The organism is Pseudomonas sp. ML2-2023-6, from assembly GCF_037055265.1.
Classification (GTDB): Bacteria; Pseudomonadota; Gammaproteobacteria; order Pseudomonadales; family Pseudomonadaceae; genus Aquipseudomonas; species Aquipseudomonas kulmbachensis.
Genome location: NZ_CP146347.1, coordinates 1,982,224 through 2,008,752 on the forward strand (window position 1 = coordinate 1,982,224; position 26,529 = coordinate 2,008,752).

The following is a 26,529-nucleotide window of genomic DNA, read 5'->3' on the forward strand; positions in this document are numbered from 1 at the left end:
TGTTGAAGTATGAGAGCGTCACGTCATTGCCCGGCGGTGTTGATCGCCGCACCGGCTTCCGGTCAGGGCAAGACCACCGTTACCGCCGCCCTGGCCCGGTTGCATCGCAATCAGGGGCGCAAGGTGCGGGTGTTCAAATGTGGCCCGGACTTTCTCGACCCGATGATTCTTGAGCGCGCCAGCGGTGCGCCGGTGTATCAGGTGGATTTGTGGATGGTGGGCGCCGATGAAAGCCGCCGTCTGCTGTGGGAGGCTGCTGCAGATGCGGACCTGATCCTTATCGAAGGTGTTATGGGGCTGTTCGACGGCACACCGTCCAGCGCCGATCTGGCGCGGCATTTTGGTGTGCCAGTCTTGGCGGTGATCGATGGTACCGCGATGGCCCAGACCTTTGGTGCACTGGCCTTGGGCCTGGCGCGCTATCAGCCGGATCTGCCGTTTGCCGGTGTGCTGGCCAATCGGGTCGGCACGGTGCGCCACGCGCAGTTGCTCGAAGGCAGCCTGACCGAAGGCTTGCGTTGGTACGGCGCGCTGTCCCGCGAGACCGGGATCGAGCTGCCGAGCCGTCACCTGGGGTTGGTCCAGGCCAGTGAGCTGAACGATCTGGATGTACGCCTCGACGCGGCGGCGAATGCCTTGGCCAGTACCTGTGAGGTAGCGCTGCCGCCCGCGGTCGAGTTTGCGGCGCCTGAACCGGTTGCGGTCGAGCCGTTGCTGGCCGGGGTGCGGATTGCCGTGGCCCGTGACGAAGCGTTTGCCTTCACCTATGGTGCGAGCCTGGATCTGTTGCGGGCGATGGGCGCTGAGCTGGTGTTCTTCTCGCCAATTCGCGATGTCCGCTTGCCCGAGGCTGACAGCCTGTATTTGCCGGGCGGTTATCCCGAGTTGCATCACCTTGAGCTGTCGCGCAATACGCCGATGCTGGAGGCGATTCGTGCCCATCACGCTGCGGGCAAGCCGCTGCTCGCCGAATGCGGCGGCATGCTTTACCTGCTCGATGCCTTGACCGATGTTGAGGGGCAGCGTGCTGAACTGGTGGGTTTGCTGGCTGGGGAGGCGACGATGCAAAAGCGTCTGGCTGCGCTGGCGTTGCAGGCCGTGGACATGCCCGAAGGGTTGCTGCGCGGCCACACCTATCATCACTCGCTGACCAGTACCGAGCTTGAGCCCATTGCCCGCGGCCTGAGCCCTAACGGCGGGCGTGGCGCTGAAGCGGTATATCGCGAAGGGCGGATGACCGCCTCTTATGTGCACTTTTACTTCCCGTCCAATCCTCAGGCCATTGCCGCGTTGTTCGCGCCATGCGCCGTGAAGGCGCCATGACCGACAACGCATTTAGCCCTGAAGAACGCGCAGCCGTGTACCGCGCCATTGCCGAACGCCGCGATATGCGGCATTTCAGCGGTGGCAGTGTGGCGCCCGAGTTGTTGTCGCGTTTGCTGGAAGCGGCGCATCAGGCCCCGAGTGTGGGGTTGATGCAGCCGTGGCGATTTATCCGCATCACCGACCGAGAGCTGCGTGGCAAGATCCAGGGCTTGGTCGAAGACGAGCGGGTGCGCACCGCCGAGGCGCTGGGCCAGCGCTCCGATGAGTTCATGACGCTCAAGGTCGAAGGCATCAACGATTGCGCCGAGGTGCTGGTGGCGGCGTTGATGGACGACCGCGAAAAGCACATTTTTGGCCGACGAACACTTCCGGAAATGGATATGGCATCGTTGTCCTGTGCCATTCAAAACCTGTGGTTGGCGGCACGTGTCGAGGGCTTGGGCATGGGCTGGGTATCGTTGTTCGAGCCTCAGGCGTTGGCTGATCTGTTGGGGTTGCCCGCAGGCGCCAAGCCGCTGGCTGTGTTGTGCCTGGGCCCGGTCGAGGCTTTTTATCCGGCGCCGATGCTGGTGCTGGAAGGGTGGGCGCAAGCGCGCCCACTGAGTGAATTGGTGTATGAGAATTATTGGGGAGTGAGTCCATGAGTGTGGCGTTGCTGTGCGTCGCCGGGGTGGCGCTGGATGCACTGTTGGGTGAGCCCAAGCGTTGGCATCCGCTGGTGGCGTTTGGCCGGATGGCCGAGCGTATCGAGCAGCGTTTCAATTCCGGTGGTCGTGGCTGGCGCAGTCATGGTGTGACGGCGTGGGTGCTGGCGGTATTGCCGCTGACGGTTCTGGCCACGGCACTGTCGTGGCTGCCTTATATCGGTTGGTTGGTGGACATTCTGGCGCTGTATTGCGCGCTGGGCATGCGCAGCCTCGGGGAGCATGTGCAACCGGTTGCCCAGGCATTGCGCGCCAATGATCTGGATGAGGCGCGCACCCGGGTCGGGTATCTGGTCAGCCGCCAGACCAGCGAGCTGGACTCGACTGAAGTGGCCCGCGCCGCCACCGAATCGGTACTCGAGAACGGCAGCGATGCGGTGTTTGCGGCGATTTTCTGGTTTGCCGTGGCCGGTGCGCCGGGCGTGGTGCTCTATCGTTTGAGTAATACGCTGGACGCGATGTGGGGCTATCGCAACGAACGCTTTGAGCGATTTGGTTGGGCCGCTGCCCGGATCGACGATGTTCTTAACTATATTCCTGCAAGGCTGGTTGCTCTGACTTACGCCGTACTGGGTAAAACCCGACTGGCCTTGAAGTGCTGGCGCAAACAGGCCCCGCTGTGGGACAGCCCCAATGCTGGCCCGGTCATGGCCGCAGGCGCCGGTGCGTTGGGTGTTGAGTTAGGTGGCCCGGCGATTTATCACGGCGAACTGCATGAGCGTCCGCAGTTGGGTGAAGGTGTACCGGCAGATGCCGACTCGATTGGTCGTGGCTGGCAACTGGTGCAGCGTGGCGTGTGGCTGTGGTTGTTGATTCTGTGTGTGTGGAGTGAATTCTATGCTTGAGCACGGCGGGCGTTTGCGCAGGGCAGCGTTGCATTACGGCATTGCCGAAGCCGACTGGCTGGATTTGTCCACTGGGCTGGCGCCTTGGCCATTTGCTATTCCGCCGATACCTGCACGTGCTTGGGCGCGCTTGCCTGAAACCGACGACGGTCTTGAGCAGGCAGCCTGCGCCTATTACGGCGCACTGAATGTGCTGCCGGTGGCGGGTTCGCAATCAGCCATTCAGTTACTGCCGCGCCTGCGCCGCAGTGGCAAGGTTGGCGTGCTGTCGCCGTGTTACGCCGAGCATGCGCATGCCTGGCGGCACAGTGGGCATATCGTGCGTGAAATCATGGAGCAGGAAGTCGATTTCTACCTCGACAAGCTGGACGTATTAGTCGTGGTCAATCCCAACAATCCTACGGGGTTGAGCCTGACCCCTGAGCGTTTGCTGGAATGGCATGTGCGGCTGGTGCAGCGCGGTGGCTGGCTGGTGGTGGACGAAGCCTTTATGGACAACACGCCAGAGCTGAGCCTAGCGGCACAGAGCCAGCGTACTGGGCTGATTGTGCTGCGCTCGTTTGGCAAGTTTTTTGGTCTGGCCGGAGTGCGGCTGGGTTTTGTACTGGCCGAGCAAAAGTTACTCAAGTTACTGGCCGAGCAAGCTGGACCCTGGGCCGTGAGTGGGCCGACGCGCATTGTCGGTCAGGCCTGCCTGCTCGACACCGCCGGCCATGCTCGCCAGCGCGAGCGCAGCGAGTTGGCTAGCGGGCGGCTGGAACGGTTGCTGGGCTTGCATGATTTACCGCCGCAAGGGGGCTGCGCATTGTTCAAGTGGCTGATCACGCCCCATGCCGACCGTCTTTACGAATTTATGGCGCATCGCGGCATTTTGCTGCGCCTGTTTACCCACAACAGCAGCGTGCGTTTTGGCCTGCCTGCAGCCGAGGCTGACTGGTTGCGTCTGGAGCTGGCATTAGCGGCGTACACCAAGGAAACCCTATGAGTACGTTGATGGTGCAAGGCACCACATCTGATGCCGGTAAAAGCACGTTGGTGACGGCCCTGTGCCGTTGGCTGACTCGCCAGGGTGTGGCTGTGGTGCCGTTCAAACCGCAGAATATGGCACTCAACAGCGCGGTGACCGCCGAAGGTGGCGAGATTGGTCGCGCCCAGGCGGTACAAGCTCAGGCTGCAGGGCTGGCGCCGCACACGGACATGAACCCGGTGTTGCTCAAGCCCAACAGCGATACCGGTGCCCAGGTGATTATTCATGGTCGTGCCGTTACCAGCATGAACGCGGTGGCGTATCACGACTACAAGGCCATCGCCATGCAGGCGGTACTGGCCTCGCACCAGCGTTTGAGTGCGGCGTATCCGGTGGTGATGGTCGAGGGCGCGGGTTCTCCGGCCGAGATCAATTTACGGGCCGGTGATATTGCCAACATGGGCTTTGCCGAAGCGGTGGACTGCCCGGTGGTGTTGATCGCTGACATCAATCGCGGTGGGGTGTTTGCGCATCTGGTTGGCACCCTGGAGCTGTTGTCCGAGTCGGAACAGGCGCGGGTCAAAGGTTTTATCATCAACCGGTTTCGCGGCGATATCGCCTTGCTCCAGCCCGGTCTTGACTGGCTGGAACAGCGCACCGGCAAGCCGGTAATCGGTGTGTTGCCCTATGTGATGGACTTGCACCTCGAGGCCGAGGATGGCATCGATCAGCGCCAGACCGACAAGGTCGAGCAGGTGCTCAAGGTGGTGGTGCCGGTACTGCCGCGCATCAGCAATCACACGGATTTCGACCCGCTGCGCCTGCATCCGCAAGTGGACTTGCAGTTTGTGGGGCCGGGCCAGCCGATTCCGCCCGCTGATTTGATCATCTTGCCCGGTTCCAAAAGCGTACGCAGTGATCTGGCGTATTTGCGCGCCAATGGCTGGGATGCGGCCATCAGTCGTCATCTGCGTTACGGCGGAAAACTGCTGGGGATTTGCGGCGGCCTGCAGATGCTCGGCGAGCAGATTCATGATCCGCTGGGCCTTGAGGGCGCGCCGGGTTCCAGTGCCGGCTTGGGTTTGCTGGCGTTCAGCACCGAGCTTGCAGCCGAAAAGCAGCTGCGCAATGTACGCGGGCACCTGGTTCTCGAAAACGCCGAAGTCAGTGGCTATGAAATCCACGCGGGGGTGACCACCGGTGTTGCTCTGGAACAGCCTGTGGTGCGGCTGGATGATGGGCGCTGTGATGGCGCACAAAGTGCGGACGGGCAAATTCTCGGCACCTACCTGCATGGTGTGTTCGAGTCGCCTGCGGCTTGCAGCGCATTGCTGCGCTGGGCCGGTTTGCAGGATGTGCAGGAAGTGGACTACCACGCCCTGCGCGAGCGGGATATCGAGCGGCTGGCGGACCTGGTGGAAAACCACTTGGATACGGCCTACCTGCGTGAGCTTTGCGAAATATAAAGCTGTGGGAGCGAGCCTGCTCGCGAAAAACATTACTTCGCGAGCAGGCTCGCTCCCACAGCAGATCCAGAGGTTTATCGACATGCTGCAACTGATTTTGGGCGGCGCCCGCTCGGGCAAAAGTCGCCTGGCTGAAAAGCTGGCGGCCGAGTCTGGCTGCGCCGTCACCTATATCGCCACCAGCCAGCCGCTGGACGGCGAGATGAGCGAGCGCGTGCGCCATCATCGCGAACGTCGTCCAGTCGAGTGGGCGCTGATTGAAGAGCCTGTCGAACTGGCCCGGGTACTGCGCGATAACGCTCGCGCCGATGCTTGCCTGTTGGTGGACTGCCTGACGTTGTGGATGACCAATCTGTTGATGCTTGAAGACCCGCAGCGGTTGATTGCCGAACGTGATGCACTGCTGGAATGCCTGGCTGATCTGCCGGGCGAAATTGTGTTTGTCAGCAACGAAACCGGAATGGGTGTCGTGCCGCTGGGCGAATTGACTCGCCGCTATGTCGATGAAGCCGGTTGGTTGCATCAAGCCCTGGCCGAGCGCTGTCAGCGAGTAGTGCTGACGGTGGCGGGCCTGCCCCTGACGTTGAAAGGAACTGCACTATGAACACCCCGTGGTGGCTGACCCCCTGCAAGCCCGTTGACCGTGATATGCAATTGGCTGCAGCCGCACGTCAGCAGCAATTGACCAAACCGGCGGGTTCGCTGGGCCAGCTTGAGGCATTGGCGGTGCAATTGGCCGGGCTGCAGGGGCGGCTCAAACCCCGTGTCGATCAGTTGTGGATTGCGATTTTTGCAGGTGATCACGGCATAGTCGACGAAGGCGTTTCGGCCTACCCACAAGCAGTCACCGGGCAAATGCTGCACAACTTTGTCAGCGGCGGTGCGGCGATCAGCGTGTTGGCCCGGCAGTTGGGCGCGCAGTTGGATGTGGTGGATCTGGGCACGGTCACGCCGATGCTGGAGCTGGAGGGTGTGCGTCATTTGCAGTTGGGCGCAGGTACGGCCAATTTTGCGCTGGGCCCGGCGATGTCCGACAGCCAAGGATTAAAAGCCTTGCAGGCGGGACGTGACAGCGTATTGCGGGCGCAGGCAGTGGGCAGTGAGCTGTTTATTGGCGGCGAAATGGGCATCGGCAACACGGCGTCTGCCAGTGCCGTGGCCAGTGCGCTGCTCGATTGCCCGGCTTCGCAGTTGACCGGGCCGGGTACAGGTCTGGATGCCGCCGGTGTGAGCCATAAGGCGCGGGTGATCGAAGGGGCGCTGGCGTTGCATGCAGGCCATCTCGATGATCCGCTGCAGATCCTGTTTCGCCTGGGTGGTTTTGAAATTGCAGCTCTGGTCGGGGCCTATGTGGCCTGTGCCCAGGAAGGCATCGTGGCGGTGGTCGACGGTTTTATCTGCACCGTCGCGGCGATGGTCGCCGTACGTTTGAATCCTGAATGTCGAGAATGGTTGGTTTTCAGTCATCGTGGGGCTGAGCTGGGTCATCGTCATGTACTGCAAAGCTTGCAAGCCGAGCCGTTGCTCGATTTGGGCCTGCGCCTGGGTGAGGGCAGCGGCGCGGCGTTGGCGGTGCCGTTGATGCGCCTGGCGTGCGACCTGCACGGGCAGATGGCAACATTTGCCGAAGCTGCCGTTGCAGATCGTCCGGCATGACAGTGCAACTGGATTTGCTGCGTCATGGCGAGACCGAGTTGGGCGGTGGTTTGCGCGGCAGCCTGGATGACGCCTTGACGCCGTTGGGCTGGACGCAAATGCGTGAAGCCGTTAAAGGCCAGGGGCCGTGGGATCGGATTGTCAGTTCGCCGTTGCAGCGTTGCGCATTGTTTGCCCGGGAGTTGAGCGCACAGCTCGATTTGCCTGTGTCGTTCGACAAGAACCTGCAAGAACTGCATTTTGGTGCCTGGGAAGGGCAGAGCGCCGCGGCGTTGATGGAAGTCGATTCAGAAGCTCTAGGTCTGTTCTGGGCGGATCCCTACGCTTTTACCCCGCCCGACGGCGAGCCGGTACTTGAGTTTTCGGCGCGGGTGTTGTCTGCCGTCAGCCGTATGCAGCAGGAATTTTCCGGTGAACGGGTACTGGTGGTGTGTCATGGCGGAGTGATGAAGCTGCTGCTGGCTCAGGCCCGCGGCTTGCCCCGCGAGCAATTGCTGCAGGTGCCGGTGATCCATGGCGCGCTGTTCGGGTTGCAGGTTGGCGCGAAGGGTCAGTTGACCGAGGTCGTCGGCTAATGTTGCCGTTCTGGATTGCCTTGCAGTTTTTAAGCAGCTTGCCGATTCGCTTGCCGGGTATGCCGCAGCCCCAGGAACTGGGGCGTTCACTACTGTTTTATCCGCTGGTGGGGCTGCTGTTTGGTCTGCTGCTGTGGGGCCTCAATGGATTGCTGGCCGATGCGCCATTGATGCTGCATGCGGCTTTGCTGCTGACGGTTTGGGTGCTGCTCAGTGGCGGGCTGCATCTGGACGGTCTGGCCGACAGTGCAGATGCCTGGCTGGGCGGCTTTGGTGACCGCGAGCGCACGCTGACCATCATGAAAGATCCGCGCAGCGGGCCGATTGCGGTGGTGACGCTGGTGTTGGTGTTGTTACTCAAGTTCTGTGCGTTGCTGGCGTTACTTGAGCAGCGCAACGGCGCAGCTTTGCTGATCGTGCCCTTGATCGGGCGCAGTGCCTTGCTGGCGGTGTTCCTGACCACGCCATACGTGCGTGCCGGTGGTTTGGGCCAGGCGCTGGCCGACCATCTGCCACGCAAGGCGGGCTGGTGGGTATTGGGGCTGGGTGCCGTGGCCTGTGTGGTGTTGGCCGGGTCTGCCGGGCTGTGGGCATTGGCGCTGGCAGCCGTAGGGTTTGTATGGCTGCGCCGGGTGATGATGCGCCGTTTGGGCGGCACCACAGGCGATACCGCTGGGGCGTTGCTGGAGTTGCTTGAAGTGCTGGTGCTGGTGGGATTGGCGCTGATGCAGCAATGACCTGACGCTTGCTTCGCGAGCAGGCTCGCTCCCACAAAGAAGTAAGTTCTGTATTAAATCTTGATTCTATTTTATTGCGGGTATATACATACAAAATGTTACCAACCCAGTGTTTATGTACCAATCTGCGGCGTGCGGCACGTGGCGTGAGCAGGCATTACGACGGCGCTCTCGATGGCTTCGGGATCAACGTTGCCCAGTATTCTTTGCTGTGTAATCTCAAGCGTCTTGATCAACCGAGCATCTCCAGCCTGGCAGAAGCCATGGGGCTGGATCGCAGTACGTTGGGGCGTAACGTGCGAGTGCTTGAGGGTGCAGGCCTGCTGAAGATGACTGAGGGCGCTGACCAGCGTAACCGGCTGGTATGCCTGACTGAGGCGGGCGATCAGTGCTTGAAGGCCGCCTTGCCTGCCTGGGAAGCGGCACAACAGCGCTTGATGGACCGTTTGGGTGAAACCAAGCGTGCACAACTGTTACAGCTATTGGATGAGTTGGCAGGTACTGACTAAAAGCCAGTAGCTCGATTATAAATGGGTATATACCCGCTCCCGGAGAACAACAATGACATCGGTGTGGCGTAACAGCGGTTGGGTCCTTCTTGGCAGCGCACTTATTTTGGCGTTGTCGTTAGGTGTAAGGCATGGATTCGGGCTGTTTCTACCGCCCATGAGTGCGCAGTTTGGCTGGGGGCGTGAGGTTTTTGCATTTGCTATCGCCTTGCAGAACTTGATCTGGGGACTGGCTCAGCCTTTCACTGGGGCACTGGCAGACCGCTTTGGTGCCGCCAAGGTAGTGATCGTCGGCGGTGTGCTGTATGCCGTGGGTCTGCTGTTTATGGGGTTGTCGGATTCACCGTTGTCGCTGTCCTTGAGCGCGGGGCTGTTGATCGGGATCGGTCTGTCCGGCACCTCGTTTTCGGTGATCCTGGGCGTGGTCGGTCGCGCATTACCTGCTGAAAAACGCAGCATGGGCATGGGGATCGCCAGCGCTGCGGGCTCATTTGGTCAATTTGCCATGCTGCCCGGCACTCTTGGTTTGATTGGCTGGCTCGGTTGGTCGACGGCGCTGCTGGTGTTGGGTGTGCTGGTGGCGCTGATTGTGCCGCTGGTCAGCATGCTCAAGGATCGTCCGTTACCCAATCTTGGCGGCGAGCAAACCCTTAAAGAGGCACTGCGTGAGGCGTGTTCGCACTCAGGCTTCTGGCTATTGGCCTTTGGCTTTTTTGTTTGCGGCTTTCAGGTGGTCTTTATCGGTATCCACCTGCCGGCTTATCTGGTGGACCAGCACTTGCCCGCAACGGTGGGCACCACCGTGCTGGCACTGATTGGCCTGTTCAATATTTTTGGGACTTACACCGCCGGTTGGCTAGGTGGGCGCATGTCCAAGCCGCGCTTGTTGACGGCGTTGTATCTGGCGCGGGCCGTAGTGATCGTATTGTTTTTGTGGGCACCTGTGACGCAATTCAGTGCGTACCTGTTTGGCATGGTCATGGGCTTTTTGTGGCTGTCGACGGTGCCGCTGACCAATGGCACGGTGGCCACCATGTTTGGCGTGCGTAACCTGTCGATGCTGGGCGGCATCGTATTCCTCTTCCATCAGCTGGGAGCATTCCTGGGCGGCTGGCTGGGTGGCGTGGTCTATGATCAGACCGGTAGTTACGCTCTAATCTGGCAAGTGTCGATTTTGTTGAGCCTGTTGGCGGCCGCGCTGAACTGGCCGGTGCGTGAGCGTCCGGTAGCCCGCTTGCAGGCGCAGGGGAGTATGGGGTGAATTCATCAACCTTGATCTGGTTAGGTGCAGTCAGTACCGGTGCGTTGCTGCTGGCTCTGATCTGGTGGGGCTGGCATCAGGGTGGGTTAGCCTTGATGCAGTTGGGTATGGGTGCTTGCTAGTGCAGCAGCGGGTGAGTAAGTTCTGAGCCTGCCACTTTTTTAAGGACACCGATGATGCTCAAGCGCTGGATTGCGATGCCTGTACTGCTGTTGGCCTGCGCCGGTTCGGTGTGGGCGGCAGAATGCCCGCCTTTGCTGGAGGGCTCATTGCCCAAATTGCGGGCCAAGGAATCGATCGATCTGTGCCAGCGTTTTGCTGGTAAGCCGCTGTTGATCGTCAATACGGCGAGTTTTTGCGGCTTTGCCCCGCAGTTCAAGGGGCTTGAAGCGCTTAATCAGCGCTACAAGGGGCAAGGGCTGGAGCTGATTGGTGTGCCGTCGGATGACTTCAAGCAAGAGGCCAAGGACGGCGAGGAGACGGCCAAGGTTTGTTACGTCAACTATGGCGTTACCTTCACCATGATCGATCCGCAGCATGTACGCGGGCCTGACGCGGCGCACATGTTCAAGGTGCTGGCTGAGCAGAGCAGCGCTCCGAAGTGGAACTTCTATAAATACGTGGTTGATCGCCAGGGCAATGTGATTGCCAGCTTCTCCAGTCTGACCAAGCCTGATAGTCCGGAATTGATCGAGGCTATCGACAAGGCCATTGCTTCAAAACCTTGAGTCGCAGCCATTAAAAATCCCCGCCTCGGTAACGAGAGCGGGGATTTTTTTGATTCGGTGGGCGAGGGGTTAGCCTCGCGGCGAATCAGAACTTGTAGGTTGCACCTACAGCAAAACCGTTAGCGCTGTTTTCATATTTGGCGCTGTATTCGTTAAGCGCGTTCTGGTCGTGAACCTTGACCGACTCTTCCTTCAGGTAGGAGTAAGCCGCATCAATAGTCAGGTTTTCGTTGACGGCATAACCGGCACCTAGGCTGAAGATTGTACGGTCACCGGTAGGAATACGTGGCGAACGGTTGGTGTTGTTGGTTGGCGACTGATCCCAGGTCAGACCGGTACGAACTACCCACTGCTTGTTCAACTGGTAGGAAGTACCAATGGCGTATGCCCAGGTATCATGCCAGTTCTGTTCTTCCTTAATGGAGCCGAACAGTTGCGAACCGACTGCACCCGAAGCACCGGGGCTAACACCGTCGTTGTTAATGGTGATGTCTTTCAGGCGACTCCAGCGGGTCCAGGTGGAGCCAGCATAGAGTTTCCAGGCATCGGACAGGTCTTGAGTGACGGACAGGTCGTAGGACTCGGGAGTATCGATAGATAGCGACGCGTCATAACGATTGCTTTTCATCAATGCCGCAGGGGTATTGGCCCCAGCCGTCACATTGGTATGGCCTTCAAGCTTGTAGCTGACCTTGGAGTGATAGGTAAGACCAATGCGGGTGGTGTCTGTTGCTTGCACCAGAACGCCGATGTTGAAGCCCAGGGCAGTATCGGTGCCTTTGACTTTTACATTGGTGTCGCCGAACGCGGGGTTAAGCACGGTCAGGTCGGACTCCAGCGTACCGCTGATACGGTTGATGGTCGGACCGAAGCCCACCGATACCCTGTCGTTGAATGCATAGCTGACGGTAGGTTGCAGGGTGACAACCTTTACTTCGCTTTTCTTGCCGAAGGCACGACCCTGGAAGCCGCCTTCATAGTCGGTAACCAGGCCGAAAGGTGCGTAAACACCAAAGCCTACAGCCCACTGGTCATTCAACTTGTTGGTATAGAAGCCCATAGGAACGCCGGTGAACGGCACCATGTCACCTTTATTGGTGCCAGGGTATTTGCCTTGGCCATCCTTGATATCGGTCGAAGCGTCGATGACGGCGATACCGCCAGTCACTTGTTGGCCGCTCAGGCGGGACATACCGGCAGGGTTACCAAAAACGGTGCTGGCATCATCGGCAGAAGATGAGCGACCTGCGAAACCGGTCCCCATACCGCTTACGCTTTGTTCGTTAAGTGCGAAGCCGCTGGCGAAAATCTGGCTGGAAGCCAAAGTGACAGCGAGGCCAAGTGTGGTCTTGAGCATTACTTTTTTCATTATTAGAACTCCTTATGATCACCGGAGGAAAACTACCAACATTTTTGTAGAAGCGCTATAGGCTAAATCGCAGACGATAGCGATGTTTTGTAGGACAATCCGACCGGTTTGAGGTTATTTGCAGAATTTCAGGATTATAGAAATCTCAAGTCACAAGGTTGAAAGGAGAAACACAGGTGCGCCAAGCCTGTGCGAAATCGCGTAAACGCCCATGTGGTTCAAAGGCTTGACGCCAGATTCTTGCCATCCCGAGCAGGTCGTCAGCGGCAGGAATAGCTATTTTCTGTTGTTCGATAAGAAGCCAGGCAATGGCGGTGGCATAACGTAAATTAACCGTGAGTTCCAAGTGAGGGCTGCGCAAGAATGCGTGCTGGCTGGCTAGGCCGCGAACCAGGCTCGCCAGGTCTGGGTCATGGGCAAGGTATTCCTCCCACAAGGCGGCATGCCGAGGTTCGCGTATGCAATAGAGGCCGTGACCTCGTCGGTCATGCAGGGCCGAGCCCAAGCTTGATTGGCTGGCCGCAATACCCAACAACAGAGCTTCTGCATCCGGGTTGTTTTGGCCCAGATACAAAAGCGTTGGCCGAATTACGTAAAGGCTCAACTCCCTGGCTGCGATACCCATAAAGTCCTCGGGGCCTGAAAATGACCAGCGATACCCAGAGCTTGGCAGCATGAATCGAGAGGGTTCGCCGGAAGCGGGTTGTGCCGCTCGAGTTGAAGTGTAGTGTCATATCTTTGCTGTAACGGTCTGTTTTTAAATCATTTCAGGCTTCGAGCTGTTGGTTATATATCCGCAAGGACTTAAGCAATGCCGAATGTTTCTTAAATTGCAGGCAACAAAAAGCCCTGCTGATCAGGCAGGGCTTGTTGTGTAGCGCTCAGGCTTTCAGGCTATCAGGGCCTGGCGAGTACGCTCGATCACAGCTTGCAGAGGTGCTGCGCTGGAGTATTGATCGGGGTACAGGCGTTCGCTGTGACGAGCGATGCCGTGTTCGTTGACCAGAGTAAAACTGAAGCATCCTTTGCGAGCGGCCATAATCAGGCAGTTCATTGGAGCAAAGGCGTTGGTTAGGGTGCGAATGGCATCCTGAGTATGGATTTGAGTAGACATAGTTATTAGGTGTTCCTACAAATGACACGGTTTAGAACCGTGCTGCGTTAAAACGTTCCAGTGACGTCGAGCCATTCTTTGGCTGGACGAAGAACCTGACTGGAACAAAGCCGCCAGTTGTAGCGCATTAAGTATGTGGCGCTTGGGCTGGCAGGTAGGTACTTAGGAGGGCAGGCAGTCACAACAGGAGCTAAGGTTCCGTGCTCCGGGTGAAGATCCTGATCAATTTGCAGGTTGGTTCGGTCAGAGTAAAAGAACTTCGCGATACCCTGTGCGTTTGTGCAAAGGCCGTATCGTCGCAAGGTTTACCTGGAAACCATCTAGGGGGTCGATCCCGTTTTTCAGCGCTTCTTCTTTGCTTTACGCAAGGTGGCTGCAGGGATTTGTTCGGCCCGAATTGACTTTCAGCTTGGTACTAACGCTGCGGATACTAACTGGTTGAATTTTTAAACGCAAGTGTGCTAGCGAAAAATACATTCTGTAGCCTCTATTCAGGCTGGCAAAACCTGCTGGTCTCGCCAAGTCCGGCGGGTATTTATCTACGGTATTAGCCCACTTTTGATAATTTGCCAGCGCACCTCGAGCAGGGGGGGATCGCTGACAAACGCCCTTGATGACGCGCCGTAGCGGTGCGTAGACCTGCGTTTCATGCTCGGTTACGGTCCGCTTTGTTGCTCTGAATGTGAACTTGTGCACATTTGCAGTGCTGCTGACAAAATCAGCGCAGATACCCGTATTGAAGTCTTCCTAGCCTGTCCTGTAAATTTAAGTCAATGAAAAACATCGTTTTTTTTAATTGGTGAAAAAATCGACAGTTTGACCGTAGCCCCCGTAGGGTGGGCGTTTGCGGAGCTTAAAGCGGGGTTGTCCACTGACTTATCCACAGGTTCTGTGGATTGTCCCAAGCGCTTGCTCTAGATCAAGGGTGTAGACTTTTTTCGACTTTACCCAAACGAAAAAAGGAGTAGAGTGGCGCGCCTTCTGTTCTGCCCTACAGTGTCGTATGAAGTTCCGCACAGCTACTTCCTCTGTTACTCGCCCCAATACACCTACTGAAGCTCCCAAGCGCTTTTCTTTGCGGGTTGCTATCTGGCTGCTGGATAACCCTCGTCTGAGCGCTAACCCTAGCGTCAAGCACGTGGCAGGTCATTTGCTCAAACAACCTGCGCGCCAAGGTGTGGTGCTGGCGCAGAGCCGTTTGGGTCAGTTGATGTGCCGTGAGTGCGGCAGCGCCCGCGATCAACGTATCGGCCATGAATTGCTGCGCCTGGCAGCCCGTGCCGGCGACCGTGTTGCCCAGCAGGAATTGAACAAGACCGAAGACTGAACTGTCTTCGGCGCTGACTGTTGGTTAACCTTGCTCTTTTACCTCGTGTGGAGGGGTTATGGCCCTGGATCTGAGCAGTCTGTTGCTTGGCCTGGCAGTAGCAGGCGTGCCGTTGTTGGCGTTTATCTGGCAGTTGCAGCGCCGTGCCAGTGGTCATCACGCTGAGCTTGCGTTGCTCGGTGAGCGTCTTGCTACAGCCCAGCTATCCCAGGAAGGCCTGAGTGCCCAGCTGGATGCCTGTCGCGACGAAGTCAGTGATCTGGGGCAGGCCAATGCGGTCAAGCAAGCAGAGCTGGCTGCGCTGCGCCGTGAGGTCGAGTTGTTGCAGGTTGAGCGCGACAATGGGCGCGATGCTGCCCATGCGTGGAACCTGGAGCGCAATCAGAAAGAAATTGAGCTACGCCGCCTGGATGCCCACGCCTCTGGATTGGCTGCCGAGTTGCGCGAGCAGCAGGACAGTCATCAGCAGCGGCTCAATGACTTGCAAGGTTCGCGTGACGAACTGCGGGCGCAATTTGCCGAACTGGCGGGCAAGATTTTCGATGAGCGTGAACAGCGTTTCGCCGAAACCAGTAACGAACGCCTTGGGCAGTTGCTCGACCCCCTCAAGGAGCGCATTCAGTCATTTGAAAAGCGTGTCGAAGAGAGCTATCAGCAGGAATCGCGCGAGCGTTTTTCGCTGGGTAAAGAGTTGGAGCGTTTGCAGCAACTGAACCTGCGCCTGAGTGATGAGGCGACCAACTTGACCCGCGCCCTGAAAGGCCAGAAAACCCAAGGCAACTGGGGGGAGTTGATTCTGGAGCGGGTTCTGGAGCACGCAGGGCTTGAGAAAGGCCGCGAATACCAGACCCAAGTCAGCCTCAAGGGGCCGGACGGCGAGCGTTTCCAGCCGGACGTGCTGATCATGTTGCCGGGTGACAAACAGGTAGTAGTCGATTCCAAGGTCAGCCTGACGGCGTATCAACAGTATGTAGGTGCCGATGACGACGTGATTGGGCAGGCTGCGCTCAAACAACATGTGTTGTCGCTGCGCAATCATGTAAAGGGCCTTGCCGGCAAAGACTACAAACGTCTGGAAGGGCTTCACAGCCTGGACTTTGTGTTGTTGTTTGTACCGATTGAAGCGGCATTTTCGGCGGCGTTGCAGGCTGAACCGAATCTGTTTCAAGAGGCGTTTGATCGCCATATCGTGATCGTCAGTCCGACCACGTTGCTTGCAACTTTGCGGGTGATCGACAGCCTTTGGAAGCAAGAGCGCCAGGGGCAGAATGCCCGTGAAATTGCCGAGCGCGCGGGTTGGCTGTATGACAAGTTTGTATTGTTTATTCAGGATCTGGATGAAGTCGGCAACCGCCTGCAGCAGTTGGATAAGGCCTACAGTTCAGCCCGTAACAAGCTCACCGAAGGCCGGGGGAATCTGGTCAGTCGCAGCGAGCAGCTCAAGCTCCTGGGGGCCCGAGCCAGCAAAAGCTTGCCGGCTGATCTGCTGGAGCGGGCCATGACCGACGCTGATGGTGTGGCGCATCCAGCGGAATAACACCGAACTTCTGTAGCCGCTGCCGCAGGCTGCGAAGGGTTACGTAGCAGCCCTGGAGTTTCGAAGGCTCTGCGGTCCTTGTCGCAGCCTGCGGCAGCGGCTACACCCGTTCAATTCAGAGCGGCACATGCCTGCTCAGCAGCGCTCGTAGAACCGCAGGCTTGACCGGCTTGGGCAGATACTCCAGCCCGGCCGCGTGCACCTCGGCAATCATTTCCGGTCGGCCATCGGCGCTGATCACCACGCCAGGCACCGGTTCGCCCAGCTGTGTACGCAACCAGCCCATCAATTCGGTCCCGACTTCGCCGTCATCCAGGTGGTAGTCAACCAGTACCAGTTGCGGGCGCACGCCTTCATTGAGCAATACCGCGCACTCCTCACGGTTGCGGGCGGTCCATACACGGCAGCCCCAGCGTGTCAGCAGGCTCTGCATGCCGATCAGGATGCTGTCTTCGTTATCGACACACAGCACCTGAGCGCCAGTCAGGGGTTGACCGTTCTGTTCGGCGACGACTGGTTGCGGTGCGGCCTGGCTCTTGGCCATCGGCACGCTGACGCTGAACACGCTGCCAAAACCGGGCCATGAGCGCACTCGCAGGGTATGTCCGAGTACGTGACACAAGCCGTCGGCAATCGCCAAGCCCAGGCCCAGGCCTTTTTCAGCACGGGTCTGGTGGCTATCGAGACGTTTGAACTCTTCGAAAATGACCTGCAGTTTGTCTTCCGGAATGCCTGGGCCGCGGTCCCAGACCTCAAGGCACAATTCGCCGCCGCGTCGACGTACACCCAGCAAAACCGGGCCCTTGGCGTAGCGAAAGGCATTGGTCAGGAAGTTCTGCAAGATCCGGCGCAGTAATTTGATATCACTGTTAACCCGCACACGGCTACCGCGAACCCTGAAGTTCAGTCCCTGTTCCTGTGCTTGTGCGGTGAATTCATTGCCCAAGGTGTCGAACAGATCGTTAATGGCGAAAGGTTTGATGTCGGGAGTTATCTTGCCGTTTTCCAGGCGTGAAATATCCAGCAGGTCGCTGATCAGGTCTTCAGCGGAGCGCAAGGAGCTGTCCAGATGCCGCACCAGTTTCTGGGCTTCCGCACTCAAGCCTTCTTCCTGGTGGGAGAGGGCGGCCGAGAACAGTCGTGCCGCGTTCATCGGCTGCATCAGGTCGTGACTGACCGCCGCCAAAAAACGGGTTTTCGACTGGCTGGCTGTTTCAGCCACACCTTTGGCTTCGGTCAATGCCTGGTTCAACTGCGACAGTTCGAACGTACGCTCGGCGACTCTTTGCTCCAGCCCTTCGTTGGCTTCCGTCAGGGCCTGTTCGGCCTCACGGAACGCAGTAATGTCGGTGAAACTCATGACGAAACCACCGCCCGGCATGGGATTGCCAATCAGCTCGATCACGCGACCATTGGGGAACAGGCGTTCGGAGGTGTGCGCCCGACCCTGGCGCATCCAGTGCAGTCGGCGGGCCACATGCACTTCGGCTTCGCCGGGGCCGCACAGGCCGCGTTCTGCATTGTGACGAATGATGTCGGCAATCGGGCGTCCTACGCTGATCAGCCCGTCGGGATAGTTGAACAGTTCCAGATAGCGGCGATTCCAGGCCACCAGTTTGAGTGACTGGTCGACCACGCTAATCCCTTGGGTGATGTTTTCAATCGCGCCCTGAAGTAATGCGCGGTTGAACTGCAATACTTCCGAGGCTTCATCCGCAATGCGTACTACGTCCTCTAATTGCATTTCCCGGCCTTCAATGGCCGCTTTTACCACTGCCCGGGTAGAAGAAGCACCGAGTACCCCGGCCAGTAGCCGTTCAGTGTGAGCAATCCACTCGCCATTGGCGTTCTGATTAGGGTTAAAGCCTTTGCCCTGGCGGTAGGCGAAGCGAATAAAGCTCTGGTGAGCGCGTTCTTCACCGACAAAACGTGCCGCGAGGGCCAGCAGATCGTTGACTTGTACCGAGAGCATGGAACGACCGCTGGGGTGGCTGCTCAGTTCCTGGCCGATGAAGCGCCCGGCCTGCCAATGCTCCGACACGCGGGTGCGCGACAGCACCGAGACCCAGGCAAACAGGGTGAAGTTACCAGTTAGCGACAGCACCACGCCTTGAGTCAGTGGGGTGATCGACAGCCCCAGTGGATTGCTGTGCAGCCACGCCAACCCCGGGAAGTGGCTCAGGTGCCAACCAAAGCTGTGAGCGATGATCGGCAGTACCAGGGTGTAAAACCAGATAAAGGTGCCTGTCGCCAGCCCGGCAAACACCCCGCGGCGGTTGGCCTGCTTCCAGTACAGGGCGCCGAGCATGGCCGGGGCCAGTTGAGTGACGGCAGCGAAGGCGATCTGGCCGATGGTGGCGAGGCTGGCGGTGGAGCCCAGCAGGCGGTAGCTGACATAGGCCAGAAGCAGAATCACCACAATCGATACGCGACGTACCGAGAGCATCCAGTGGCGAAACACTTCAAACGGGCGCTCGGCGTTTTTGTGCCGCAGCAGCCACGGCAGCAGCATGTCGTTGGAAACCATGGTCGACAACGCAACACTGGCCACGATCACCATGCCGGTGGCCGCCGACGCGCCGCCAATAAACGCCAGTAGTGCCAATGCCGGGTGAGCTTGCGCCAGCGGCAGGCTGATCACAAACGAGTCGGGCAATACCGAGCTGGGCAGCAGCATTTGCCCGGCCAGTGCAATCGGCACCACGAACATTCCCGCCAGGATCAGGTAGGCCGGGAACACCCATTTGGCCAGTTGCAGGTCTTGCGGCTCGATGTTTTCAACCACCGTGACGTGGAACTGACGGGGCAGGCAGATAATGGCCATCATCGCGACGCCGGTCTGGACCACCATCGAAGGCCAATTGACGGTCTCTTTCCAATACTCTTCAAGTCGCGGTGCGAGCATGGCCTGACTGAACAGATCGTCGAACCCGTCGTACAGGCCATAGGTCACAAATGCGCCGACAGCGAGAAAGGCGAACAGTTTGACCAAGGATTCAAAGGCAATCGCCAGTACCATACCCCGGTGGTGCTCGGTGGCATCGAGGTTGCGTGTACCAAACAGGATGGTAAACAGCGCCAGGATCAACGTCACAATCAGTGCCGTGTCCTCGACCCGGGAACCGGTGGCGTCTGCGCCTGCCCCGATCAGCAGGTTAACCCCGAGCACAATGCCCTTGAGCTGCAGGGCAATATAAGGCAACACGCCAACCAGGCAGATCAGCGCCACCACAATGGCCAGTGACTGCGATTTACCGTAGCGGGCGGCGATAAAGTCGGCAATCGAAGTGATGTTTTCCTGCTTGCTGATCATCACCATCTTTTGCAGCACCCACGGCGCGCATACCAGTAGCAGTACCGGCCCCAGGTAAATCGGCAAAAACGCCCATAATTGTTCGGCAGCCTGACCGACGGCGCCGAAGAACGTCCAGCTGGTGCAGTACACCGCCAGGGACAGGCTGTACACCCACGCGCGAACCCGCGGCGGCAGCGGTTTGCTGCGCCGGTCACCATAAAAGGCAATGGCGAACATGATGGCCATATAGGCCAGGGCGACGGCGGCGATCAGCCCGCTGGACAACGACATGGACACTCCTGAAGGTATAAGGCGGCTGCAAGCCCGCAGCAGCAGGCTAGTCTCGCATGATGTTCGGGGCGCGTCAGTGTCGACCATGGTCGATGCGTGGCCAGGTGTCGCAGGATTTGAAGTGGTGCGCAATGATCATATATAGGCGTAATAGATAACAGTTAGAGATATTACCCGTTATATAGATATTCGATTTGGTTCTACTCTAAGCCCACCTCAAATGAGGATCAGGAGTAACCCATGACTTGCCCAAACAAAACCCAAGCCGGATTTCGGCCATTCAGCCATTTGCAGCACCCGCGTGAAGTGATTCGCCAGTTCACCCCGAACTGGTTTGCCGCGACCATGGGCACGGGGGTTTTGGCGTTGGCGCTGGCTCAATTACCGGTGCATATCCCCGGCTTGCATACCTTTGCCGAGGGGTTGTGGCTGTTTAATATCGGTTTGTTCATTCTGTTCAGCGTGTTGTATGGCGCACGCTGGGTCCTGTATTTCCATGAGGCACGGCGGATTTTCGGGCACTCCACGGTGTCGATGTTCTTTGGCACCATCCCCATGGGCCTGGCGACCATCATTAATGGTTTTCTGGTATTCGGTGTGCCGCGTTGGGGGGGCGACATGGTGCAGGTGGCCGAGGTGCTGTGGTGGATTGATGTGGCCATGGCGTTGGGCTGCGGGGTGCTTATTCCCTATCTGATGTTCACGCGTCAGGATCACAGTATCGATCAGATGACTGCAGTCTGGCTGTTGCCGGTGGTAGCAGCAGAAGTCGCGGCGGCCAGTGGCGGGCTATTGGCGCCCTACCTGAGCGATACCGTCGCGCAGTTCCATGTGTTGATTACCAGCTACGTGATGTGGGCGTTTTCGGTGCCGGTGGCGTTCAGTATCCTGACCATTTTAATCCTGCGCATGGCGCTGCATAAATTGCCCCACGAGAGCATGGCCGCGTCCAGCTGGCTGGCGCTTGGACCTATCGGCACCGGTGCCTTGGGCCTGCTGTTGCTGGGGGCCGATGCTCCGGCGATCTTCGCTGCCAATGGCCTGGCGCGGATCGGTGAAATTGCCGAAGGTCTGGGGCTGATCTCCGGGATCATTTTGTGGGGGGTTGGCCTGTGGTGGATTGTGATGGCGGTGTTAATCACGGTTCGCTACTTCCGCGCAGGCATTCCATTCAATCTCGGCTGGTGGGGCTTTACCTTTCCGCTGGGGGTGTACTCATTGGCCACCTTGCGTCTGGGCAGCATGCTGCACCTGAGCTTCTTTGATGTGGCCGGTTGTGTGCTGGTGGCGGCGCTGGTGCTGATGTGGCTGCTGGTTGGCACCCGTACCGTGCAAGGCGCTTATCGCGGTGAGCTGTTTGTATCGCCGTGTATTGCAGGTTTGAAGAAGTAAGACGTGTGCTCGGGGTCTGTGTGAAATCGGCTAATAGGCCGTGATCGCACACAGAACCCGAGCAAGGTTGTGTCCTGAGTGTTACAACGGCCCTCCAAAGAGAAAGCCCATCAGCGCAACGTGAGTACATGGATGATGAGTCACCCCTCGCAATTCAGTTTGCTAAGCAAGCGCCGCTTCCTTCCTTTCTTCGTGACCCAGTCCCTGGGTGCTCTCAATGACAACCTGTTCAAACAGTCGCTGATTCTGGCCATCCTTTTTAAGTTGAACATCGAGGGTGACCGTGGGATTTGGGTCAACCTCTGTGCGCTGCTGTTTATTGTGCCGTTCTTTTTGTTCTCGGCGCTGGCGGGGCAGTTTGGTGAAAAATACCCCAAGGACCGCCTGATTCGTCTGATCAAGCTCGGCGAAATCGCAATCATGATCGTCGCAGCCATAGGGTTTGCCTTTGATCACCTGGCGTTGATGCTGGTTGCGCTGTTTGCCATGGGTACTCATTCCGCCCTGTTCGGGCCGGTGAAGTACTCGATCCTGCCGCAAACTTTGCATCAGGACGAACTGGTCGGGGGCAATGGTCTTGTAGAAATGGGCACCTTTCTCTCGATTCTGGCGGGCACCATTGGTGCGGGAATCATGCTCTCGTCCGGCAATTACACAGTAATTGTCTCGGTAGTGATCATCTCAGTGGCAGTACTGGGTTATCTGGCCAGCCGCGCCATTCCCGGCGCACCGGCTGACACGCCGCAGCTGCGGCTGAACTGGAATATTTTCAGCGAGTCCTGGGCAACTTTACGTATGGGGTTGAATCAGACGCCTGCCGTGTCGCGCTCTGTGGTGGGCAACTCGTGGTTCTGGTTTGTCGGTGCGATTTATCTGACGCAGATCCCGGCGTACGCCAAAGAGTGGTTGTATGGCGACGAAACCGTGGTGACGCTGATTCTCACCGTGTTCTCGGTGGGTATCGCGCTGGGCTCACTGCTGTGCGAGAAACTCTCGGGGCGCAAGGTCGAGATTGGCCTGGTGCCATTTGGCTCGTTTGGCCTGACCGTATTTGGCCTGCTGCTGTGGTGGCATTCGGGGTCGATGCCGCAAAACATCCAGCCCAACGACTGGCTGAGCGTGTTGGGATTCAGTCAGGCCTGGTGGGTGTTGTTCGATATTCTCGGGCTTGGCGTATTTGGCGGCTTCTATATTGTGCCGCTGTACGCACTGATTCAGTCGCGCACAGCGCCAAGCGAGCGGGCGCGGGTCATTGCAGCCAACAACATTCTTAATGCGCTGTTTATGGTGGTGTCGGCGCTTATCACCATCCTGCTGCTAAGTGTGGCCAAGCTGACGATTCCCGAGTTGTTTCTCGTGGTGTCGTTGATGAATATCGCGGTCAACACTTACATCTTCAAAATCGTCCCTGAGTTCAGCATGCGTTTTATGATCTGGCTGCTCAGTCATTCCATGTACCGCGTGCAGCACAAGAACCTGGAACTGATCCCGGATGAAGGCGCGGCGTTATTGGTGTGTAACCACGTATCGTTTGTTGACGCGCTATTGATAGGCGGCGCGGTGCGTCGTCCGATTCGTTTTGTGATGTATTACAAAATCTACAACCTGCCGGTGCTCAATTTTATCTTCCGCACGGCGGGTACTATTCCGATTGCCGGGCGCGGCGAAGACGAGGTGATCTACGAACGGGCGTTCGACCAGATTGCCAAGTATCTGAACGATGGTGAGTTGGTGTGCATCTTCCCTGAAGGCAAGCTCACCACGGATGGGCAGATCGATGAGTTCAAGGCGGGTGTGACGCGCATTCTGGAGCGCACGCCGGTGCCGGTGATTCCGATGGCATTGCAAGGGTTGTGGGGCAGCTTCTTTAGTCGTGACCCGAACAAGGGCTTTTTTCATCGACTATGGTCGCGGGTAACGCTGGTTGCGGGTGTGCCGATAGCGGCCGGGGATGCTACGCAAAAGGTATTGCGTGAGCGGGTGATGGCGTTGCGCGGCTCTAATCGGTAAATAAAACGCAATGTGGGAGCGAGCCAGCTCGCGATGGGATCAGTTGTTAACTACGTCGATCCAATCGCGAGCAGGCTCGCTCCCACAGTTGTTGGTGTTATGCGCTGATTTTAAGGCCAACCAAGCCGGCAATGATCAGTGCAACGCTGGCCAGTCGGAACAGCGCCATCGATTCACCAAACAGGATGATCCCGGCGATTACCGTACCCACCGCGCCGACACCAGTCCAGATTGCGTAGGCAGTGCCCAGCGGCAGATCTTTCATGGCCAGACCCAGTAAGCCCAGGCTAATAACCATCGCGCCGATGGTCAGAGTTGTTGGCAGCGGACGGGTGAAGCCTTCGGTGTATTTCAGGCCGACGGCCCAGCCAACTTCAAACAGGCCAGCGAAAAACAGGATGATCCAGGGCATAAATATATCCATCAATTGATGGGGTCGTCCCCGAATAATCGCTCAACTGAGTCACGAGGTCGTCCTCGTGATGCGCAGTATAGTGCACATTATTCGTTAAAAGGGCAACCCTGTGTGTTCACTCTAGTTCGGATTTTGCTGCCGCCATGCGATCTTCTTTCTCGCTCATACGGCGGAAATACGTCGACAGCAGCGCCCCCGAGATGTTGTGCCACACGCTGAACAGCGCACTGGGTACGGCTGCCAGAGGCGAGAAGTGTGCGCTGGCCAATGCCGCGCCCAGCCCTGAATTCTGCATGCCGACTTCCAGTGCCAAGGATTTGCGTTGGGCCAGCGGCAGCTTGAACAGGCGACCTGTAAAGTAGCCGAGCAAATAGCCGAAGCTGTTGTGCAACATCACCACGGCCATGATCAGCAAGCCGGACTTGGCAATTTGTGCCTGGCTGGCCGCGACCACTGCGGCGACGATGATCACGATGCTGACCACCGATACCAACGGCAGCACGTCGACGGCAAAGCGCACGCGTGCACCAAGCAGGCGCTGGGCCAGTACGCCGAGCACAATCGGCAGCAGCACTACTTGCAGGATCGACCAGAACAGCTCCATGAACGAAACCGGCAGCCAGGCTGAAGCCAGCAGCCAGATCAGCGCCGGGGTCAACAAGGGGGCGAGGAGGGTGGTCACGGCGGCAATCGCCACAGACAGCGCAAGGTCGCCCCGTGCCAGCCAGGTCATGACATTGGATGAGGTGCCGCTTGGGCAGCAGCCGACCAGAATCACGCCAACGGCGATTTCGGGTGGCAGGTGGAATACTTGGCAGAGTAACCAGGCCACGCCGGGCATGATCACGAAATGAGCAACCACGCCCAATGCCACGCGCCAGGGATGGCGAGCGACTTCGGCGAAGTCTTCGAGTTTTAGGGTCAGTCCCATGCCGAACATCACCAAGCCCAGCAGCGGCACGATGAAGCCTTTAAGGCCGACGAACCAGCCGGGTTCAAGAAACGCCAGTACGGCGAAGATCAGCACCCAGTAAGCAAAGGTATTACCGACAAAGCGGCTTAAAGCAGCGAGTGCGCGCATGGTGTTCCTTTTTATGATTATGGTAAGTCCTGGCATGGAACCTGTAGCCGCTGCCGCAGGCTGCGCCGGGTTGCGCAGAATCCTCTGCTCTCTATATAGGAGGCGAAGGTCCTGCGGCCCTTGTCGCAGCCTGCGGCAGCGGCTACATGGATGGGGCTTTTAGATCCCCTGCGGAATCTCTTCGCCGCCCAGTGCTTCAAACAGCTGTGGCAAGAATTCGCCGAAGGTCAGCATCATCAGAGTAAAGCTGGCGTCCTGCTGGCCCAGGTCGTCGTCACCGCCGTCCTGTTCTGCCTGGTCTTGCAGCAAGTCTTCGAACTTCAGGCGTTTGACCACCAGTTTGTCGTCCAGAACGAACGACAGTTTGTCCTGCCAGGCCAACGACAGTTGAGTAACCACTTTGCCAGTGCTCAAGTGCAGCTGGATTTCGTCACTGGTCAGGTCCTGACGCTTGCAGCGGATGATGCCGCCGTCTTCGTGGGTGTCGCGCAGCTCGCATTCGTCGAGAACGAAGAAGTTGTCTGCCGCTTTTTGGGTTTTGACCCACTCGGTCATGACGGCGCTTGGCGCGATTTTGACCGCGAGCGGGCGAACCGGCAGCGAGCCGATCACTTCACGCAGGGTGGAGAGCAAGTCTTCGGCACGTTTCGGGCTGGAAGCATTGACCAGAATCAGGCCCTGTTTAGGCGCGATGGCGGCAAAGGTCGCCGAGCGACGAATGAAGGCGCGTGGCAGGAAGGCCTGGATGATTTCATCCTTGAGCTGATCGCGCTCCTTCTTGTAAACCTTGCGCATCTGTTCGGCTTCGATCTCTTCGACCTTTTCCTTTAATGCATCACGCACAACGCTGCTTGGCAGGATGCGTTCTTCTTTGCGGGCGGCGATCAGCAGGAAGTCCTGGCTGACGTGAACCAGCGGCGCGTCTTCGCCTTTGCCGAACGGGGCAACGAAACCGTAGGTGGCTACTTCCTGGCTTGAACACGGGCGTGCCAGTTTGGTGGCCAGTGCAGTTTCCAGCACCTGTGTATCAAAAGGCAGATCTTGGGTCAGGCGATAGATAAGCAGGTTTTTGAACCACATGGGGTGAATCACTCCTATATACAAAGACGCATTATTCGCTTGATCAGCTTAATAGGCCAACCCTGCGCTAAGCCTTTGTCACCGTTAGAAAAATTATTTTAAAAAGTGCTTGCCAGACTATAGGTCGCTACGTAGAATGCGCGCCACACCGAGAGTGAAAGGGTGATTAGCTCAGCTGGGAGAGCATCTGCCTTACAAGCAGAGGGTCGGCGGTTCGATCCCGTCATCACCCACCATTCGCTCACAGTGTTACGCGCAGCGGTAGTTCAGTCGGTTAGAATACCGGCCTGTCACGCCGGGGGTCGCGGGTTCGAGTCCCGTCCGCTGCGCCATTTTTTGTACCACAAGCCCCTTGAACGCTTGTGGTTAGGTTAAACCAGCTGAATGCAGGTTTTTCCTGAAAGGCTTCGATTTTGTAGTTCGCTACGAAATCAAAGATGCAGGGCGTTGGAAACGGTAGTTTTTAAGGGTTTTGAAAAAAACTTAAATAAAAACAACCACTTACACGAAAAGTGTGAGAGAATGCGCCCCGCAACGAGAGTGAAGTAAAGGGTGATTAGCTCAGCTGGGAGAGCATCTGCCTTACAAGCAGAGGGTCGGCGGTTCGATCCCGTCATCACCCACCACTTGCTTTCAATGTTACGCGCAGCGGTAGTTCAGTCGGTTAGAATACCGGCCTGTCACGCCGGGGGTCGCGGGTTCGAGTCCCGTCCGCTGCGCCATATTAGAGTCACAAGCCCCTTGAACGCTTGTGATACGCAAAGAAGCCTGCCTAGTGCAGGCTTTTTTGTGCGCGTGTGTTTTGTCGGTTATCCAAAAACCTGTAGATACTCTGTTTCAGATC

The 26,529-nt window shown here is 58.0% G+C and carries 24 protein-coding genes and 4 tRNA genes; 21 read left to right on the plus strand and 7 right to left on the minus strand.

The window, feature by feature from the left end; all coding sequences use genetic code 11:
- Positions 1-9 precede the first annotated feature (9 nt).
- The 13 genes from V6L79_RS09145 (at position 10) to V6L79_RS09205 (ending at position 10,774) form a co-directional block, all read left to right on the plus strand.
- A complete protein-coding gene (locus tag V6L79_RS09145) occupies positions 10-1,323 on the plus strand; it encodes a cobyrinate a,c-diamide synthase (protein WP_338580111.1) in 1,314 nt (437 codons plus the stop codon).
- A complete protein-coding gene (gene bluB, locus V6L79_RS09150; protein ID WP_261742386.1) occupies positions 1,320-1,970 on the plus strand; it encodes a 5,6-dimethylbenzimidazole synthase in 651 nt (216 codons plus the stop codon). Before V6L79_RS09145 ends, bluB begins: the two co-directional genes overlap by 4 nt.
- Complete coding sequence (cbiB, locus tag V6L79_RS09155) at positions 1,967-2,875, plus strand: adenosylcobinamide-phosphate synthase CbiB (RefSeq protein WP_321835952.1); 909 nt, start codon at positions 1,967-1,969, stop codon at positions 2,873-2,875. Before bluB ends, cbiB begins: the two co-directional genes overlap by 4 nt.
- A complete protein-coding gene (gene cobD / locus V6L79_RS09160) occupies positions 2,868-3,860 on the plus strand; it encodes a threonine-phosphate decarboxylase CobD (RefSeq protein ID WP_338580112.1) in 993 nt (330 codons plus the stop codon). Before cbiB ends, cobD begins: the two co-directional genes overlap by 8 nt.
- A complete protein-coding gene (locus V6L79_RS09165) occupies positions 3,857-5,308 on the plus strand; it encodes a cobyric acid synthase (protein ID WP_261741282.1) in 1,452 nt (483 codons plus the stop codon). The genes cobD and V6L79_RS09165 overlap by 4 nt, the downstream gene beginning before the upstream one ends.
- An 82-nt stretch (positions 5,309-5,390) precedes the next feature.
- Positions 5,391-5,912, plus strand: coding sequence for a bifunctional adenosylcobinamide kinase/adenosylcobinamide-phosphate guanylyltransferase (cobU, locus tag V6L79_RS09170; protein WP_321836629.1), 522 nt, complete (start codon positions 5,391-5,393; stop codon positions 5,910-5,912).
- Positions 5,909-6,964, plus strand: coding sequence for a nicotinate-nucleotide--dimethylbenzimidazole phosphoribosyltransferase (cobT, locus tag V6L79_RS09175; protein ID WP_338580113.1), 1,056 nt, complete (start codon positions 5,909-5,911; stop codon positions 6,962-6,964). The genes cobU and cobT overlap by 4 nt, the downstream gene beginning before the upstream one ends.
- The gene (cobC, locus tag V6L79_RS09180) at positions 6,961-7,539 is read left to right on the plus strand and encodes an alpha-ribazole phosphatase family protein (RefSeq protein ID WP_261741285.1); all 579 of its coding nucleotides are present in this window, start codon (positions 6,961-6,963) and stop codon (positions 7,537-7,539) included. The genes cobT and cobC overlap by 4 nt, the downstream gene beginning before the upstream one ends.
- Positions 7,539-8,276, plus strand: coding sequence for an adenosylcobinamide-GDP ribazoletransferase (locus V6L79_RS09185; protein WP_261741286.1), 738 nt, complete (start codon positions 7,539-7,541; stop codon positions 8,274-8,276). Before cobC ends, V6L79_RS09185 begins: the two co-directional genes overlap by 1 nt.
- Before the next feature lie 95 nt (positions 8,277-8,371).
- A complete protein-coding gene (locus tag V6L79_RS09190; protein ID WP_261741287.1) occupies positions 8,372-8,785 on the plus strand; it encodes a MarR family winged helix-turn-helix transcriptional regulator in 414 nt (137 codons plus the stop codon).
- A gap of 52 nt (positions 8,786-8,837) precedes the next feature.
- Positions 8,838-10,046, plus strand: coding sequence for an MFS transporter (locus tag V6L79_RS09195; protein ID WP_405046624.1), 1,209 nt, complete (start codon positions 8,838-8,840; stop codon positions 10,044-10,046).
- The gene (locus V6L79_RS09200; RefSeq protein WP_261742536.1) at positions 10,043-10,168 is read left to right on the plus strand and encodes a hypothetical protein; all 126 of its coding nucleotides are present in this window, start codon (positions 10,043-10,045) and stop codon (positions 10,166-10,168) included. The genes V6L79_RS09195 and V6L79_RS09200 overlap by 4 nt, the downstream gene beginning before the upstream one ends.
- A gap of 54 nt (positions 10,169-10,222) precedes the next feature.
- Complete coding sequence (locus V6L79_RS09205; RefSeq protein WP_261741288.1) at positions 10,223-10,774, plus strand: glutathione peroxidase; 552 nt, start codon at positions 10,223-10,225, stop codon at positions 10,772-10,774.
- Positions 10,775-10,859: 85 nt separating this feature from the next.
- Here V6L79_RS09205 and V6L79_RS09210 read toward each other — a convergent pair whose 3' ends face one another.
- The 3 genes from V6L79_RS09210 to V6L79_RS09220 all read right to left on the minus strand — a co-directional run bounded on the left by V6L79_RS09210 (position 10,860) and on the right by V6L79_RS09220 (position 13,257).
- A complete protein-coding gene (locus V6L79_RS09210; RefSeq protein WP_261741289.1) occupies positions 10,860-12,143 on the minus strand; it encodes an OmpP1/FadL family transporter in 1,284 nt (427 codons plus the stop codon).
- A 145-nt stretch (positions 12,144-12,288) separates the two neighbouring features.
- A complete protein-coding gene (locus V6L79_RS09215; protein WP_261741290.1) occupies positions 12,289-12,768 on the minus strand; it encodes a hypothetical protein in 480 nt (159 codons plus the stop codon).
- A gap of 264 nt (positions 12,769-13,032) precedes the next feature.
- A complete protein-coding gene (locus tag V6L79_RS09220) occupies positions 13,033-13,257 on the minus strand; it encodes a hypothetical protein (protein ID WP_003442709.1) in 225 nt (74 codons plus the stop codon).
- Between the two features lie 1,003 nt (positions 13,258-14,260).
- Here V6L79_RS09220 and V6L79_RS09225 point away from each other — a divergent pair.
- Complete coding sequence (locus V6L79_RS09225; RefSeq protein ID WP_261741291.1) at positions 14,261-14,584, plus strand: sel1 repeat family protein; 324 nt, start codon at positions 14,261-14,263, stop codon at positions 14,582-14,584.
- A 172-nt stretch (positions 14,585-14,756) separates the two neighbouring features.
- The gene (gene rmuC / locus V6L79_RS09230) at positions 14,757-16,121 is read left to right on the plus strand and encodes a DNA recombination protein RmuC (RefSeq protein WP_261742388.1); all 1,365 of its coding nucleotides are present in this window, start codon (positions 14,757-14,759) and stop codon (positions 16,119-16,121) included.
- A 115-nt stretch (positions 16,122-16,236) separates the two neighbouring features.
- On the opposite strand, the gene V6L79_RS09235 is transcribed toward rmuC, so the two are convergent.
- Positions 16,237-19,707 carry a NahK/ErcS family hybrid sensor histidine kinase/response regulator gene (locus V6L79_RS09235; RefSeq protein ID WP_321835960.1) on the minus strand — a complete coding sequence of 1,157 codons (3,471 nt, stop codon included), beginning with the start codon at positions 19,705-19,707 and terminating at the stop codon, positions 16,237-16,239.
- A 240-nt stretch (positions 19,708-19,947) separates the two neighbouring features.
- Between V6L79_RS09235 and V6L79_RS09240 the strand changes: the two genes are divergently transcribed.
- Positions 19,948-21,099: a TDT family transporter gene (locus V6L79_RS09240; protein ID WP_261741293.1), complete on the plus strand. Its 1,152-nt coding sequence runs from the start codon at positions 19,948-19,950 to the stop codon at positions 21,097-21,099.
- 135 nt (positions 21,100-21,234) lie between these two features.
- A complete protein-coding gene (locus V6L79_RS09245; protein WP_261742389.1) occupies positions 21,235-23,109 on the plus strand; it encodes an MFS transporter in 1,875 nt (624 codons plus the stop codon).
- A gap of 97 nt (positions 23,110-23,206) precedes the next feature.
- On the opposite strand, the gene sugE is transcribed toward V6L79_RS09245, so the two are convergent.
- The 3 genes from sugE to rdgC all read right to left on the minus strand — a co-directional run bounded on the left by sugE (position 23,207) and on the right by rdgC (position 25,685).
- Positions 23,207-23,521 (minus strand): quaternary ammonium compound efflux SMR transporter SugE, encoded by a 315-nt coding sequence (sugE, locus tag V6L79_RS09250; RefSeq protein ID WP_261741294.1) that lies wholly within the window; start codon positions 23,519-23,521, stop codon positions 23,207-23,209.
- Positions 23,522-23,639: 118 nt separating this feature from the next.
- Positions 23,640-24,605, minus strand: a complete 966-nt coding sequence (locus tag V6L79_RS09255) for a bile acid:sodium symporter family protein (protein ID WP_261741295.1) — start codon at positions 24,603-24,605, stop codon at positions 23,640-23,642.
- Positions 24,606-24,764: 159 nt separating this feature from the next.
- Positions 24,765-25,685 (minus strand): recombination-associated protein RdgC, encoded by a 921-nt coding sequence (gene rdgC / locus V6L79_RS09260; protein ID WP_261741296.1) that lies wholly within the window; start codon positions 25,683-25,685, stop codon positions 24,765-24,767.
- Positions 25,686-25,845: 160 nt separating this feature from the next.
- On the opposite strand from rdgC, the gene V6L79_RS09265 reads away from it, so the two are divergent.
- From V6L79_RS09265 to V6L79_RS09280, 4 genes are all read left to right on the plus strand, one after another.
- Positions 25,846-25,921 (plus strand) — tRNA-Val (locus V6L79_RS09265).
- A gap of 19 nt (positions 25,922-25,940) precedes the next feature.
- Positions 25,941-26,017, plus strand: a tRNA-Asp gene (locus V6L79_RS09270).
- Positions 26,018-26,235: 218 nt separating this feature from the next.
- Positions 26,236-26,311, plus strand: a tRNA-Val gene (locus V6L79_RS09275).
- A gap of 19 nt (positions 26,312-26,330) precedes the next feature.
- Positions 26,331-26,407 (plus strand) — tRNA-Asp (locus V6L79_RS09280).
- The last annotated feature ends 122 nt before the right edge of the window (positions 26,408-26,529 follow it).